Source organism: Aquiflexum balticum DSM 16537, assembly GCF_900176595.1.
Lineage (GTDB): Bacteria > Bacteroidota > Bacteroidia > Cytophagales > Cyclobacteriaceae > Aquiflexum > Aquiflexum balticum.
The window spans coordinates 26,245-41,819 of the sequence record NZ_LT838813.1 but is presented as its reverse complement, the minus strand read 5'-3'; the positions used below and the strand labels follow the sequence as shown (position 1 = coordinate 41,819).

The 15,575-nt window shown below is 39.7% G+C and carries 11 protein-coding genes; 6 read left to right on the top strand and 5 right to left on the bottom strand.

Going from position 1 to position 15,575, the window contains the following annotated elements; translation table 11 throughout:
• Positions 1-53 precede the first annotated feature (53 nt).
• Together B9A52_RS00220 and B9A52_RS00215 are read right to left on the bottom strand one after the other, a co-directional pair.
• Positions 54-1,550, bottom strand: coding sequence for a Do family serine endopeptidase (locus tag B9A52_RS00220; RefSeq protein ID WP_084118397.1), 1,497 nt, complete (start codon positions 1,548-1,550; stop codon positions 54-56).
• A 180-nt stretch (positions 1,551-1,730) separates the two neighbouring features.
• On the bottom strand, positions 1,731-2,159 hold the full coding sequence (locus tag B9A52_RS00215) for an Hsp20/alpha crystallin family protein (protein WP_084118396.1): 429 nt from the start codon (positions 2,157-2,159) through the stop codon (positions 1,731-1,733).
• Between the two features lie 335 nt (positions 2,160-2,494).
• On the opposite strand from B9A52_RS00215, the gene B9A52_RS00205 reads away from it, so the two are divergent.
• Positions 2,495-4,960: a mechanosensitive ion channel family protein gene (locus B9A52_RS00205; protein ID WP_084118394.1), complete on the top strand. Its 2,466-nt coding sequence runs from the start codon at positions 2,495-2,497 to the stop codon at positions 4,958-4,960.
• A 378-nt stretch (positions 4,961-5,338) separates the two neighbouring features.
• Here B9A52_RS00205 and rlmB read toward each other — a convergent pair whose 3' ends face one another.
• Together rlmB and B9A52_RS00195 are read right to left on the bottom strand one after the other, a co-directional pair.
• Positions 5,339-6,112 carry a 23S rRNA (guanosine(2251)-2'-O)-methyltransferase RlmB gene (rlmB, locus tag B9A52_RS00200; protein WP_084118393.1) on the bottom strand — a complete coding sequence of 258 codons (774 nt, stop codon included), beginning with the start codon at positions 6,110-6,112 and terminating at the stop codon, positions 5,339-5,341.
• Complete coding sequence (locus B9A52_RS00195; protein WP_084118392.1) at positions 6,085-7,335, bottom strand: GWxTD domain-containing protein; 1,251 nt, start codon at positions 7,333-7,335, stop codon at positions 6,085-6,087. Before B9A52_RS00195 ends, rlmB begins: the two co-directional genes overlap by 28 nt.
• 49 nt (positions 7,336-7,384) lie before the next feature.
• On the opposite strand from B9A52_RS00195, the gene B9A52_RS00190 reads away from it, so the two are divergent.
• Positions 7,385-8,173 (top strand): class I SAM-dependent methyltransferase, encoded by a 789-nt coding sequence (locus B9A52_RS00190; protein WP_084118391.1) that lies wholly within the window; start codon positions 7,385-7,387, stop codon positions 8,171-8,173.
• 258 nt (positions 8,174-8,431) lie between these two features.
• Here B9A52_RS00190 and B9A52_RS00185 read toward each other — a convergent pair whose 3' ends face one another.
• Positions 8,432-11,416, bottom strand: a complete 2,985-nt coding sequence (locus tag B9A52_RS00185; protein ID WP_084118390.1) for a glycosyltransferase family 117 protein — start codon at positions 11,414-11,416, stop codon at positions 8,432-8,434.
• 148 nt (positions 11,417-11,564) lie between these two features.
• On the opposite strand from B9A52_RS00185, the gene trxA reads away from it, so the two are divergent.
• From trxA to B9A52_RS00165, 4 genes are all read left to right on the top strand, one after another.
• Complete coding sequence (gene trxA / locus B9A52_RS00180; RefSeq protein ID WP_084123337.1) at positions 11,565-11,885, top strand: thioredoxin; 321 nt, start codon at positions 11,565-11,567, stop codon at positions 11,883-11,885.
• 95 nt (positions 11,886-11,980) lie between these two features.
• Positions 11,981-13,402, top strand: coding sequence for an MBL fold metallo-hydrolase (locus B9A52_RS00175; RefSeq protein WP_084123336.1), 1,422 nt, complete (start codon positions 11,981-11,983; stop codon positions 13,400-13,402).
• Between the two features lie 137 nt (positions 13,403-13,539).
• Complete coding sequence (locus tag B9A52_RS00170) at positions 13,540-14,928, top strand: hypothetical protein (protein WP_084118389.1); 1,389 nt, start codon at positions 13,540-13,542, stop codon at positions 14,926-14,928.
• Positions 14,929-14,990: 62 nt separating this feature from the next.
• Positions 14,991-15,572, top strand: a complete 582-nt coding sequence (locus B9A52_RS00165) for a YeeE/YedE family protein (RefSeq protein WP_084118388.1) — start codon at positions 14,991-14,993, stop codon at positions 15,570-15,572.
• Positions 15,573-15,575 lie beyond the last annotated feature (3 nt).

Genomic DNA, 15,575 nt, shown 5'->3' with positions numbered 1-15,575 from the left:
AGCTGGCCTGAAAACTCAGGCCAGCTTTTCAATAAAAAAACCAAACAAATTCTCTATTCAATATTGACTTCGAAGTAGTATTCCTGACCATTTGGATAAACACCCAAGATCACCACTTCTTCACCTTTACTTTCAAATAGGATTTTGGAAATATCATCTGCCCCGGTAATTCTGTAACGCCCTTGTTGGCTGATAATTGAAGTAATGATAAACCCTACTTTTGCGCCTGACTTTTGCCATTCTTCATTTTCAATGCTGATGATACTGGCCCCGCCGTCAAGTTTAAGCCTTGTTTTCAGGTCGGGTTTCAAATCCTCAAAAGTTACCCCTCCAAATGTCGCTCTTACAGGCAGTTCTTTTCTGATGACTTTGGTGTCACCTGAAATATTTTTCAGGGTTGCGGTAGTGGTATACTTTTTACCTGATCTCAAATATTCTACATCAACTTTATCTCCGGGACGCTTTCTGGCGACCATTTCCTGAAGTTTGGCAACATTGAAAATTTCCGTGCCATCAACTCCAATAATGATATCACCTTTTTTGATACCAGCCTCTTCGCCCCCACTGCCCGCATTCACATCTGCAACATAGACTCCTCTGGCGACATCCAATTTCTCGCCAAGAAATTCTTCCAATTCAGGACTGACATCCCTTATCTGAACTCCCAATAATCCTCTCTGTACTGCTCCGAATTCGAGCAGATCATCCATCACTTTTTTCACTATAGAACTGGGTACAGCAAATGCATAACCGTTGAAAGTCCCGGTTCGCGATGCAATGGCTGTGTTGATACCAATGAGTTCCCCGGCCAAATTGACCAAAGCACCACCGGAATTTCCCGGATTGACTACCGCATCAGTCTGAAGAAAAGATTCGATCTGTAAATTGTTTTCCATATCTCTCAGGATGCCGATGTTTCTCGCTTTGGCGCTGATGATACCTGCAGTCACGGTTGAGGTAAGATCAAACGGATTGCCCACAGCCAAAACCCACTCGCCTACTTTTGTTTTATCAGAATCTCCAAATTTTACAAAGGGCAAATTACTCGCTTCAATTTTGAGCAAAGCCAAATCTGTCGTAGGATCTGTGCCTACTACGATGGCAGTGTACCTTGTATTGTCCTCTAGGGAGATATCGATTCGTGAGGCATTTTCGATTACGTGGTTATTGGTCACAATATATCCATCTGCGGAGATGATTACGCCTGAACCGGAACTTCTCCCTTCTCTCGGGGTCTGCCCTCTGTCAGGAGACCTGAATCCGAAGAATTCCTCGAAAGGGTCTGCACCTCTTTGTCCTTGAGTGACTGTGATGCTGCTTTTTACATGCACTACAGCCGGAGTGACCATCGAAGCTGAGGCCACAAAATTGATCCCGTCAGGTATGGTGAATTTCTCATCAGATAGCCAGTTGACCAGACTCGTATCCTGTTTATCAGTGAAGTTTGAGGCGGAATTTTGCTTCGAAAGGTAGCTTGCCCCTGCAAGTGCCACTACGCCTCCGATCAATGAAGCAAGGATGATTCCAAGGAAAAACTGCTTTTTATTCATTTCTTTTCTTTTTTAAGTTACAACTTGATACACGTAATTTAAAGATTCACGGTATCAAAAACCAAGCTTATTTTTTTGTTTGACAGATGGTTTTAACAACGTTTAACAGGAAAGTGTGTTTGATTACGATGTAGATAAAAGAATAACAAAAAAAAAGGAAGTGGGTTTCCCCACTTGCCTTTATTTTACTTCAATTTTTGATTTATTTACTTTTTTCTCTTCTTTTGGCAGACTTACTTTAAGCAATCCATCCTCATAAGCAGCGGCTATGCCATCTTCTTTGACATTTTCCGGAAGATAAAAAGACCTGCTGAAAGATCCGTAGTGGGTTTCAAGGGTGTGGAAATTTTTTCCTTCTTTTTTCTCTTCCAATTTTCTTTCGCCGGAAATGGTCAGCCTTCCATCATTTAACTCAAGATTGAAATCTCCCTTTTTCATTCCCGGCACGGATACGTGGATTTCAAATTGCTTTTCATCCTCCGAAATATCCACCGCAGGAGTGAATTGTTTGATGTTCTGTCCGATGGAGTCATTAAAGAACCTGTCCAATAAGCTGCTGAAAGTAGCTGGATAATTAGGTTCCAACTGGTTATATTTTACAAGTTTCATAGTGGTAATTGGTTTGTTTTTTTGATGAAATTTATCTTACTACAATTCAATAAGAAATATACCATTCTTAAAATCAGGACATTATGGCTTATTTTTACTTTTATTTAGCTCAGAATACGTCAAGTTGACAGTTTTTTTAATTTACGTATGACGTAATTGTATCAATTGACTAGAATAGCATTCAAGGATTTAAATGAACTTTGCCTTGTATCCTCGAGAACCTTACATTAGTCTTCCAGCTTCCAACTTCCGACTTCCAGCTTTTTCCCAGAAAACCCATGCAATTTTCCGGCATTCATATTATATTCTCCTTACATTTAAAAAAAAATATTCAGATGAAGTCAATAGGGATTTTGTTTTCAATATTTATGCTGTTTTCAATGCATAGCCAAGTTACTGCGCAGATCACCAACGCTCAGGATTTGTTGGATTCTTTATTTATGTCCGATGAAAATGAAACTGAAGCCCAAAAAGCAGAATCCAAACCATCATTGGAGGGAAGTATCAGGAAAACCCAAGAATATACTTTAAAAATCAATCAGCTCAATAAAGTATTGAAGAATGAATTGGACACAGCACAAATTGTTGAAATAATTACGGTGTCTGAAGGGGTATTTTTGCTTGTTGAAAAAAGGTTGGAAAATGCTGAAACAAAGATCAATTTGAGATACTTGAATGCGCTTGATAACCTGATGACTTCTATGAATGCAAGGATAGAAACCATAGAAGAATCAGTGAGGAATAGGGTAGATAACCTGGCTTCGGTCAAAACCAAAATTGATTCTATCAAACAGGATGATCTGATGCGGTACAACCTCCGTGACACTACCTTACTTCCCGAATACCAAACTGCTATTTCAAATTTAAAATCCAATTTAACCCGCACAGACAGTATTTTGAATTTGCAGAGGCTTCAAGCGCTTACTTTTCAATCAAGAATTTCCAGAATTACGGTTAAGGTTGATGAGATTACCGATAATTTGGATACCCAAAAAAGAGGATTGGAAAAGGCACTTTTTGACAAAGAGAATAATTTCATCTGGGAACCAAGGGATTTTCCGAATACCGAAAGGCTTGTCGATGTATTTAGGACATCCCTCAATCTGAATCAGACCATTGTTAGCAGGTATATCAAAAGCCACGTTGGCATCAGTGTCTTTTTGGTGCTTTTGGTGTTTTTGATCAACTACTGGGCAGGATCCAACCTTAAAAAAATCAAAAGTGAAAAAGAGTTCTCCGGGATTATCTTAGGGAGGATGAATTATGTTCCGAGATATCCTTTTCTTTCTTCTTTGATGATCATTTTGGCCATTGCCCCATTTTTTTACCCAAATCCCCCGGTTTCCTTTTTTGCTTTGGTTTTGGTAATGATGGTCAGTATTTCGGGAGTTTTATTGAGAAGGAGAATAGGGAAGGAACTTTATCAGGTTTGGTGGATGCTTTTTTTCCTTTTTCTGATAAGTACTGCCAGCAACTTGTACTGGGAAATAGCCTATCAGGAAAGATGGCATTTGTTGGTGTTCAATGTCTTTGGGATTTTTCTGGGTTTGAGGTTGTTGAAATTGCAGAATGCGGATGAAACGATAGATATTCCGCCATATATTAAGCTTTTTGCTAAATTATATATTGGTTTTGGAGCGGTTTCCTTTCTTGCAAACATCTTAGGGAGATTCAGTCTGAGCAAAATGATCGGCATTACTGCCACATTAAGTCTGATGCATGCTTTGGCCTTGGTGATTTTTGTAATTCTCGTGAAGGAATTGATATATCTACAGATTGAGGTAAGTAGAAAAAGCGAAAGTGATTTTACTTCCATGATAGACTTCAACGATATACAGAAAAAAGTAAACAGGATCTTTTCTTTTCTGGCATTTGCTATTTGGGGCTATTATTTTTTTGAAAGTCTAAGTATTCTGGAATCCATGATTGATGCTATTGGTAAATTTCTGGTGAAGCCGAGAAGTATTTTGAATGCCTCATTCACTTTTGCCCAGATAGCTGTCTTTTTTGTGGTAATTTATGTAGCCAGCTTCCTGGCAAATACCGTTGCCTACATGGCTTCCATCAAGGATCAGCAAAATGTGGGTTTGGGGAACAAAAGATTGGGTTCTTCAATTCTCTTGATCAGATTGGCTGTCCTGACGATTGGATTTTTGATTGCTGTAGCAGCATCCGGTATTCCTATAGATAAAATAGCTATTGTGCTGGGGGCATTGTCCGTAGGTATAGGTTTTGGATTGCAGACTATAGTCAATAACCTGGTCTCCGGGGTAATCTTGGCATTTGAGAAACCCATTCAGATAGGAGATACGATTGAGGTGGGTGTAGTGGAAGGGGTCGTCAAAGATATCGGAATTCGTTCCAGTAAAATCAAAAATTGGGACGGCGCCGAAGTAATCATTCCAAATGGAGATTTATTGTCACAGTACCTGACCAATTGGACACTTTCTGATAAAAAGAGAAGGGTCGAGCTGATCATTGGGGTGGCTTATAAATCTGACATGGATTTGGTCACGGAACTGATCACTAAAGAACTTAACAGGGATGAAATCCTAAAAGCTCCTGAACCAAAAGTTTTTCTACAGACCTTTGCGGACAATTCTGTCAACTTCCGTGTGTTGTTTTGGGTCAATGATGTGGATATTTGGATATTGGTTAGAGATCGGGTCATGAGAGGTATTTTCAATGCTTTCAAAAATAATGATATAGAAATTCCTTTCCCGCAAAGAGACCTCTATCTCAAAGAATACCCGGGGCTTGTACAGGAAAAACTAATGAAACCAGGGGAGAAGGAGAAGTAGGCAGTATTCAGATATCAGTAAGCAGTCTCAGTGGTCAGTCGCAGTAAGCAGTGGTCAGGTTACAGTGGGCATGGTAGTCTTGAAAACGGTGTCAAAGTTGAAGCTTTATTTTTTTTGATCATTTAACAGCATTTAAGAATTCAAGAAGGCTTTGCCTTGTCACCTCGACGGCAGGAGTGGTCTGGAAACTTTAATTCCGGAGCAAAGATTTCTTCCGCCACGGACAGCCTTCTACGTTCGAAATGACAAGGACAAGCTTTTTCGCCTCTTCAACATTTTGGCAATCAAATCTCCTTTTTCTCCAACTACCCTAAAAACATCGGTCATCCAACATCCGTCATCGGTCAATTTCTTCCAACTCCCCAATTTCCCTACTTCCTATCTTCTCTGCCTTATCGCTTCATAAACCACCACTCCGGCGGAAACAGAAACATTTAAGCTTTCAATATTTCCGGATAATGGGATTTTTACAAATTCATCAGAAACCCCCATCAGTTCCTGTGAGATTCCATCCTCTTCAGAACCCATAATCAAGGCGGTAGGTAAGGTGAAATCAGCATCATACATTAACCTCTCGGTTTTCTCTGTCACGCTCACAACATTAAGGCCCATCTTCTTGAGATCTTTTACGGTGTAATAGAGGTTTTTGACACGACAGACAGGCAAATGATTCAAAGCTCCTGCTGAGGTTTTGACTGCGTCTGAATTGATCTGGGCACTTCCCTTTTCTGGAATAACGATGGCGTGAACACCTGCGCAGTCAGCAGTCCTTGCCATTGCACCAAAATTTCTCACATCAGTAATCCTGTCCAAGACCAAAATAAGGGGAGCTACACCCTTTGAAAAACATTCATCTATCACATTGTCCAAAGAAGCATACTGAATAGCCGACATATGTGCTACCACCCCTTGATGGTTTTTTCTGGTAATCCTGTTCAGTTTCGCTTCCGGGACCCTGACCACATTGATTCTTTCTTCTTTGGCCAAAGCCAAAAGCTCTTTGATCAGTTCGTTGTTGACTTCTTTGTCAACTAAAATCTTGTCTATATCTTTTTGGGCATGGATGGCTTCCATAACCGCTCTTGTTCCAAAAATATAATCCTTTTCATGTTCTCCTTTGTTTATCAGAAAACCATCTGAGCGTTTCTCCATGTTGTGATGCTTTTGAACCAATCAGGCTGTAGCGCTCTGGACCGGTTGAGTATGTAATAATTTGGGGTCAGAATATTTTTAACCCGTGCAAAGGTAAACGTTATTTTTGAATTGGAATCAGGGCTGACATAAGACCATATTTCTCCGTTCAATCTGAAGAAAACTTCATTGGGAGGCCCCATGACAGTGAAGACCATTCCCCTGTCAGTCTTCCAACCTTCTTTGAAATCAGTAAACATGATATTTGCGAATTCAATCTGTTTGAAATATTCCTTGATCAGTTTCCTGGCAGTTTCTTCATCTTTGGTCAGACTATACCAATATTGGTCAAGGGCTATTTTTTTGTCTTCAGCTTCTTTTAATGTTTCATGCTCTCGTCGGGTAGAAATATAGACTACCATTTCCACCATTTCATCATAATCTTTTACTCTTGGGAAAGTTTCCGGGACGGATTTCAACATCATTCCCTGAGTAGAATTGGTATCTGCCTGGATAAAATAGTAGCCATCTTCATCGAAGGTTTTGGGTAGATTGGCCAGAAAACTTCCCTTATAATCCACTTTAATTTCTCTGGTAACGGGAGCAGGTCTGATTTCCATGGGTGGAAGCGGTGGATCAAATTCCGTAGGGTAATGAAAGTTATGAAATTCAATCAAACCTCTCCCTTTAAATTCAATGGGGTCTTTTTGGATGACAAAAGCCTGATCAAACGGGATCCCGTCTCTGTAATAAGCCCAGAAATTGGGGTGACCAAAAACAAAAGGGCTTATGAGGTCAATATGATAGTAATACACATCTCCCTGTCGGGTGTCAGTAGCTTTTAACAATGCAAAAGCCATTTCCTGCGATTCGGGTATGGTTACAGTTTTTTCGAAATAATAGTGATATTCGGTTTCCCGGATGATATCATCTTTGGTTAAGCTGATCAAATTCTGATCTGTAATCGGTTCCTGAAATCCGGATAGAACGGCGTAAGCAAATTGATATGTATCGAATTCAATGTCCATTTCGATTTTTTCAACCGGCATTTGCAGGATAAATTTCTTATTTTCAACTTGGATAGGAAGGATTTTTAATGATAAACGAGAATACCTGGAATATCTAAGAGCCTGATTAAGAGTTTCCAAGGTTTCTTGGGAAAAACTTTTAAAAGGGAATGCCGCCAATATGAGCAATAGACCTAGATAGGGGATAATTTTCTTGGTGATTTTTTTTCTGATCATCTTGATTTAAAAATTAACCGTAATTTTGCCCAAATTAATGAAATTTTAAATGGCTACCTATACAACGGAAATTGCTTCTGATAAGTTAATCAGTGATAACCCTATCCACCAACGTCTTTTGAAAGCTTATATTGCTGCCAAACCTATGGTAAAAGGAGATCTTCTGGAAGTGGGATGTGGCGAGGGTAGAGGCGTGGAAGTGCTTTTGGAAAATGTGGATTCTTATCTTGGTATTGACAAAATTCAGGAAGTCATAGATAATCTCAGTCCCAAGTTTCCTAATGCTGTCTTCCAACAAGCATTTATTCCCCCTTTTTCAGGTTTGGCGACAGACTCGTTTGACAGTGTCGTTAGTTTTCAGGTCATAGAACATATACAGAATGACAAACTTTTTCTGGAGGAAATCTACAGGGTCTTAAAGCCGGGCGGGAAGGCCATTATTTCCACACCGAATATCAGGCATACGCTTTCAAGAAATCCCTGGCATATCAGAGAGTATACGCCCAAGCAATTGGAAGATCTGTGTATGGGGATTTTTGATAAAGTTGAGCCCATGGGAATAGGTGGAAATAAAAAAATCTGGAATTATCATGAAGCGAACCGCAAGTCAGTGAATAAAATCATGCGGTTTGACATTTTCAATCTACAGTACAGATTACCTGCTTTTATGTTGAGATGGCCTTATGAAATCCTCAATCGGATGAACAGGAATAAGCTACATCAGCAACAGGGAGATTCCGTCACCGATATCAGTCATGAAGATTACACCTTGGAACCCTCCCCTGACAAAGGATTGGATTTGTTTTATGTGTTGTATAAGGCTTCTCGGGATTTTTAATCTCATGAACAGAACAATCGGAATTTGTAATTCCGGTAACGATTCTTCCAGAAGCATAGTAGGATTACAAATCCTATTCATCTGGATTTGACATTACAAATGTCGAATAGCAGCTTCTCGAGATTTGTAATCTCGAGAACAGATAAAGCGGAATTTGTAATTCCGGTAACCCATCTAAAGTAGGTTGACCAGGATTACAAATTCTGTTTATCTGGATTCGCCATTCCAAATGGCGAATAGCGGAAAAAGCCAAATAAACTATCTTCTATCCAACAGGCCTCCTCCGGCTGAACCGGGTCCAAGGATTTTCTCCAGTTCCATCTTTAACTTTTCCGATTCTTCCTTATAGCCTCTTTCATCCAAAAGGGGAATAAAAAACTTCAGCATTTCTATTGAAATCATGGCTTCCCGGTCATAATCTCTGTTTGTTTTGGAATAAAAATCCAGCATCTGAACTGATTTGTGCGAGATTTTATCTATGATATCCAAGGCCAGATCGTCTTCACCTACCTCAAACAACAAAGGGACGGATTGCCCGCTTGCCAAGTCGTAAGGAATGGCTTTGTCAGGCATGACTTTCAGGCTATATTTAAGTATCTCCGCTGCCCGGTCCAAATCATCCTCATCAAGTAGCCCTATTGCAACAGAATTCATCGCAGAACGATGGTTGGAGGCGAATCTCCTGAATTCATCATCAAAATAATTACCGGGATCATCCATACCACGGAAAGCGAATTTTTCCATGATATTGGAAAAGGCCAAATCGGTATTGATCAATTCATTTCTCAATCCCTGCGGTTTACGCACCGGAAGTAATCTGTAAGTCAGGCCTTCCATGACCACATAATCTTCAATGTCTATTCCTATCGTAGCCAGAGAGGTATTGTTGAAGTATATAGGTCTTTCCCAATTGTTGGTGGTAATGAGGTCAATTAGCATCAGATTTCCTTTAGTAAGGTAATTTCCTTTTACCCTCATATTGATCTGTTCGGTCATCAGGGTTTCCATGCCATCAGGAATCAGACCTTGGTTAAAAACATTCTGCACATTGACATCAAGGATTAAATTTCTGGATGGGACCATGTTATAAGTACTTCGACCGGAGGTTTGGAGTTTGAGCAGAGCGCTTTCGTTTCTGACCAATTTCAGATATTCATTGGCTGAAATAGCATCCAGACCTTCTTTTTCCACAACATATAGTACGTCATTTGTACCTTTTTTGAAATTTTTGTAATCCAATGAAAATGGTAACGCAGCAGATTCATTGACCGGGCGGGTCATCTGTTCCACATACCAATCAGTATCAAAATAGCTCAATACCACAACCCGGACGTCTGTTCTGAAACCTTCCACTTCCTGCACATACCAAAGCGGGAAGGTGTCATTGTCACCACCGGTAAATAGAATCGCATTTGGAGCACAGGAGGCCAAAAAGTTCCTTGCCGAATCCACAGAGAAAAACCTGCCCTGCCTGTTATGGTCGTCCCAGTTTTGGGAAGCCATCAAAACGGGAATAGGGAATGCAAACAAAGTAGCAATAATGCCTGCAATCGCCATGTTTTTATTCAACTTGGCTATCCAATGGGCCAAGGCCATTACGCCGATTCCGATCCAAATGGCAAAGGCATAGAATGAACCTACATAGATATAATCCCTTTCTCTAGGTTCTACCGGCGGAGAATTCAGATATAAAACCAATACCACACCCATCATCAAGAACAGCATGGCAGTAATGTAAAATGATTTGGGATCATTTTTGGCTTGGAATATCAACCCAATCAACCCCAATATCAAAGGAAGCATCAGATAATTGTTATGGGCTTTATTTTCTTTGATATAGTCCGGGAAAAAATCGCTGAAGAAATCAGATATCCCTAACCAAGGTGCATCCGAAAAATCACTTTCCCTCCCGGAGAAGTTCCACATAAAATATCTCCAATACATATGTCCCAACTGATGGGATAGCATAAAATAAATATTATCGGAAAAAGTAGGTTTTTCTCCTTCTCTCAAGCCCAACTTGCTTCTATAAATCTGTTTGTGCCGATCTTGGGTGGAATAAATCCTGGGTAGGATTGTGGTCCTCTCAGGGTCATATATATTCGTAGTGGAATAGTCCACAATATCATATTTTTCTTTGCCTTTCAGGTAAATAGGAGCGCCCTCTTTTTGGTCAACCAATTCCGCATCAAAATATTGCCCATGAAGCAAAGGCCTATATCCGTATTGTTCTCTTTTAAGGTAAGACACATAACTGATGATATCCTTGGGCGCATTTTCATTGATAACAGGGTCTTGATTTGCTCTGATGACAATCATGGCATATGAACCATATCCTATTAAAATAAAAGTCAATGATACCAAAATGGTATTGAGAATGACTTTTTCTTTTTTGATGGAATAAAGCAGTCCATATATCAATGAGCCCAGAAACAAAGCAGAAAAAACGACAATGCCAGATCCAAAAGGAAGCCCGATACTGTTCACAAAAAATATCTCAATTGAACCTGCAAGACTTGGAAGCCCGGGAATGATGATATTGTTGATGATGATCAATGCAATTCCTCCCAATACTAGGGCTATAATGCCTCCTTTTAGGTTAGGATTGGAATACTTTTTAAAATAATAAACCAAAGCCAATGCAGGTAAAGTAACCAAGTTGAGCAAGTGAATACCGATGGACAATCCCACCAGGTAAGCAATAAAAATCATCCATCTATTTTCATCTCTTGGATCCTCTATGACATCCCACTTCAGAAAGGCCCAGATAACTATTGCCGTAAAAAAGGAAGACATGGCATAGACTTCAGCTTCCACAGCTGAAAACCAGAAACTATCCGTGAAGGTGTAGACCAATGACCCGATTATGCCAGCACCCATAAGGGTAATAGTCTGCCCTTTGCTTTCCTGTCCTTTTTGAATACTGGAAAGTTTTCTCCCAAACAAGGTAATGGACCAGAATAAAAACAGAATTGTAAATCCTGAAAAAAGAGCACTACCAACATTCATCCAATAGGCAACCTGCAGGCCATCTCCAAAAGCAAGAAAGCCGAACATTCTGTAGATCAATAAAAAAAACGGTGCACCTGGAGGGTGCGGTACCTGCAATTTGTAAGAAACGGCAATAAATTCTCCAGGATCCCAAAAGCTGGCAGTTTGTTCAACTGTGAGTATATACACGGTGGTCGCAAACAGAAAAACCAACCAACCGGTGAGGTTGTTGACCTTTTTATAATCAAGCATCTTTTTCGAAGTAAATATGTCGGGCGAAAATAAGCAAATAATCTAAAATGATTGGAATTTTAACAGCATTTAAGGCATTGTGATAAAAATTACTGTCCAATTGTATATAGGCCCTTAAATTTGTATCACTAAAAAATAAGAGATGACCATGAGTGCACAACCTAAAACATTCAATGAATTAATATCAGGAGACCAGCCGGTTTTAGTGGATTTCTTCGCCACTTGGTGCGGGCCCTGTCAAATGATGCAGCCAATACTTCAGGAAACTTCCAGACAGATGGGAGATAAGATCAAAATAGTAAAGGTAGATGTAGACAAAAACCCCCTTGCAGCAAGCAAGTACCAGGTTAGAGGAGTTCCTACTTTGATTCTTTTCCAAAACGGTCTGACCATTTGGAGGCAATCAGGAGTAGTTCCTGCCCATCAATTAGTGAAGGTAATTGAAGAAAAAACACAAGTAAAAGCTTAATTTTAAAAATGTGACAAAAGTCATTTTATAAAAAATTGAGTCCTGATATTTTTACCATTATAATTATTCAAATAACCGAAAAAAAAGAATATAATATGCTAATCGAACAAATTTATACCGGATGCTTGGCTCAGGGAGCTTACTACATCGAGTCTGAGGGAGAAGCTGCTGTAATTGATCCTCTTAGAGAGGTGCAGCCTTATATCGAAAAAGCTGAAAGAAGAGGAGCTAAAATCAAGTATGTTTTTGAAACCCACTTCCATGCAGACTTTGTATCGGGACATCAGGACTTGTCCGCCAAGACAGGTGCTCCAATAGTTTTTGGACCCACTGGTATGAAAATGGGCTTTGATGCTATCGTAGCAAAAGACGGTCAGGAATTCCCTTTGGGAAAAGCAAAAATCAGGGTAATTCATACCCCCGGTCATACCATGGAAAGTTCCTGCTTCCTTTTGATCAATGAGGAAGGAAAAGAAGAGGCATTATTCACCGGAGATACTTTGTTCATTGGTGATGTAGGACGTCCGGACTTGGCACAGAAAGTTATTGCTGACTTGACCCAAGATAAATTGGCAGCTCATCTATACGATTCATTAAGAGAAAAAATCATGCCTATGGCAGATGATATCATTGTTTATCCTGCTCATGGTGCCGGTAGTGCATGCGGAAAAAATATGAGTAAGGAAACTTCTGATACCTTGGGAAATCAAAAGAAAACCAATTATGCCCTTCAGGAAATGACTAAAGAGGAATTTGTCAAAGAAGTACTGACTGGTCTGACGCCTCCGCCATCTTATTTCCCTCAAAATGTTATGATGAATATCCAAGGATATGATTCTATAGATGATGTTTTGACCCGGGGATTCAATCCTTTGAGCCCTGCTGCTTTTGAAGCGGCTGCCAATGAGACCGGAGCAGTAATCATCGATACCAGAGATGCTCAGGTTTTTGCGAAGGGATTTATTCCAAATTCTATTAATATTGGTATTGACGGAAGTTTTGCGGTATGGGTAGGGGCTTTGGTTCCTGACCTGAAGCAAGAAATTCTTGTTGTGGCCGAAGAAGGCAGAGAAGAGGAAGTAATTACCAGATTGGCAAGAGTAGGTTATGATTATTGCATTGGATATCTGAAAGGAGGCTTTGAATCATGGAAAGCTGATGGAAGAGAAACTGATTCCATCAAATCGGTCTCGGCAGATGAATTGGCTCATATAGTTGAAAAAGAAGGTCAGGTAAATATCCTAGATATCAGAAAAAATTCTGAGTACATGAGTGAACATGTCATCGATGCTGAAAATGCACCATTGGACTACATCAATGACAGTATGACCAAAGTGAATAAAGATAAAATCTACTATGTGCATTGTGCAGGAGGATATAGGTCTATGGTCTTCAATTCAATCTTGAGAGCCAGAGGTTATGACAACCTGATTGACGTGAAAGGTGGATTTGATGCCATCAAGGACTCCGGGCTTTTCGAAGTGAGTGACTATGTTTGTCCTACCACTTTGCTATAATTTAAATAGGAAAAAGGATCTTAATTAACCCTAAATATTAATGGCAAGGCTTTGAGTCTTGCCATTTTTAATTTCAGATATCTCAAGGTGATAAATATCACTTTATTAATTGTAAAGTTTGGCCAATTTTGACGGACATGCGCTTATTGATTATAATCATTTTATTGGGCTTAAGCAAATCTGCTTTTGCTGATGAAATTTATATGAATGAGAGTGATTCTTTACCTGTGCAAAAGAAAAATCTCGGGGAAGAACTTAAAAGTGGAAAAGTAGATTTCCATATCAAGTCCTTCTTTATGTCCACCATAAACAAAGGTGATCTCCTGGATTACGCCACCTTGGCAGCTGGTGCAGGAATAGGTTATACCAGTCCTGAATGGAAAGGGTTTGAGGCAAGATTCAGTGGTTTCTTCACCTTTCAGGTGTTTGAAAATAACATTCGGATTGCAGATCCCATAACAGGTGCCGGGAACAGGTATGAGATTTTGTTGTATGATATGAACGATCTCACCAATACCAACAGGCTGGATAGATTGGAGGAATTGTTTATTGCTTACCGAAAAAACAGGTTGAAATTCACCTTAGGAAGACAAAAAATTATCACTCCATTGCTGAATGAACAGGATAATAGAATGAGACCAAATGTCTTTGGAGGATTATCCGCTGTTTATTCGGGGTTAAATTACAAAGTAACCGCCATGTGGATCAATTCCGTCACCATAAGGGGAACGGTAGATTGGTATAGTATTGAGGATTCTTATGGTGTCTATCCTTTTGGAAGGAATCCATTTGGAGAACCTTCAGACTATAAAGACAAGATAAGTTCAAAAGGCATAGGGATGTTTGGATTCCAGTTTCACAAGAGTGGATTATCTGCTCAAGCCTGGAATTACCACGCAGATAATGTTTTCAATATGAGCTTTGCCCAGTCTGATTATTCATTTAATATTGGAGGAGAGGCTAACCTTCACTTAGGTGTACAGGGCTTTTATCAATTTGCTGTAAATGATGGTGGAAACCCTGACCCGGCAAATACTTATATATTGCCTGATGAAAAAGGATTTGGAGGAGGCTCGAAAGTAGGCATATTCTCTGGCCGACATTATGTTTCTCTCAACTTCCTTGGCATCAGTGACAAAGGCAGATTCCTTTTTCCTCGGGAATGGGGAAGAGAGAATTTGTACGCCAGTTTATCAAGAGAAAGATATGAAGGAAGCGGAGATATGCAGGCATGGGTTCTCAAATATGACTTAATAACTCCATTGGATGGGCTTTTTGCACAATTTGGTGCAGGAACTATCCATCATTCTGATATGAATACCTTTAAAACAAACAAATATGGGATTCCTTCCTATTACCAATTCTCAGGGATGTTGGATTTCAGCTTTAAAGAATTTCTCCAAGGTTTAAATCTTCAATTACTTGTAATCAATAAAAAACCGAAAAATAGCGACTTGCCTGATCAACTTAGAATAAACCGGGTTAATATGTGGAACTTAAACCTGGTTATGGATTACAGGTTTTAGGTTAGATAAAAAATTATTATTATCAACAGTTTAAAAATGAATCAAAAACAAAAAAGTGAAATATGGAACAATTTATCGAGTGGATTAAGCAACCTTGGCCTTGGTGGGTCGCAGGGCCGTTGATCGGCCTTACAGTACCAATATTATTGATAATTGGAAACAAGTCTTTCGGGATTTCTTCTTCACTTCGGCATGTCTGTGCCATGTGTGTACCGGCCAATATACCTTTCTTTACCTACAACTGGAAAAAAGAAATGTGGAACATTGTATTTGTAATTGGAATCTTGATAGGTGGATTTGTGGCTACAACCTTTTTTGCCAATCCTGAGACCATTGTTATTGCACAATCAACGCAACAGGATTTGGCCGTATTGGGTATTACTGATTACAGCAGTCTGATGCCTGCTGAGATATTTACTTGGGATAATCTGTTTACATCAAAAGGGCTTCTCTTTTTTGTAATCGGAGGTTTTCTGGTTGGATTTGGGACGAGATATGCTGGGGGTTGTACTTCAGGTCACGCCATTATGGGAATCAGTTCTCTCCAATGGCCATCATTGGTCGCCACAATCTTCTTTATGATTGGGGGATTTCTGATGACTCATGCGTTTTTGGGTCCATTAATGACTTTAGTAGGATTTTAATAA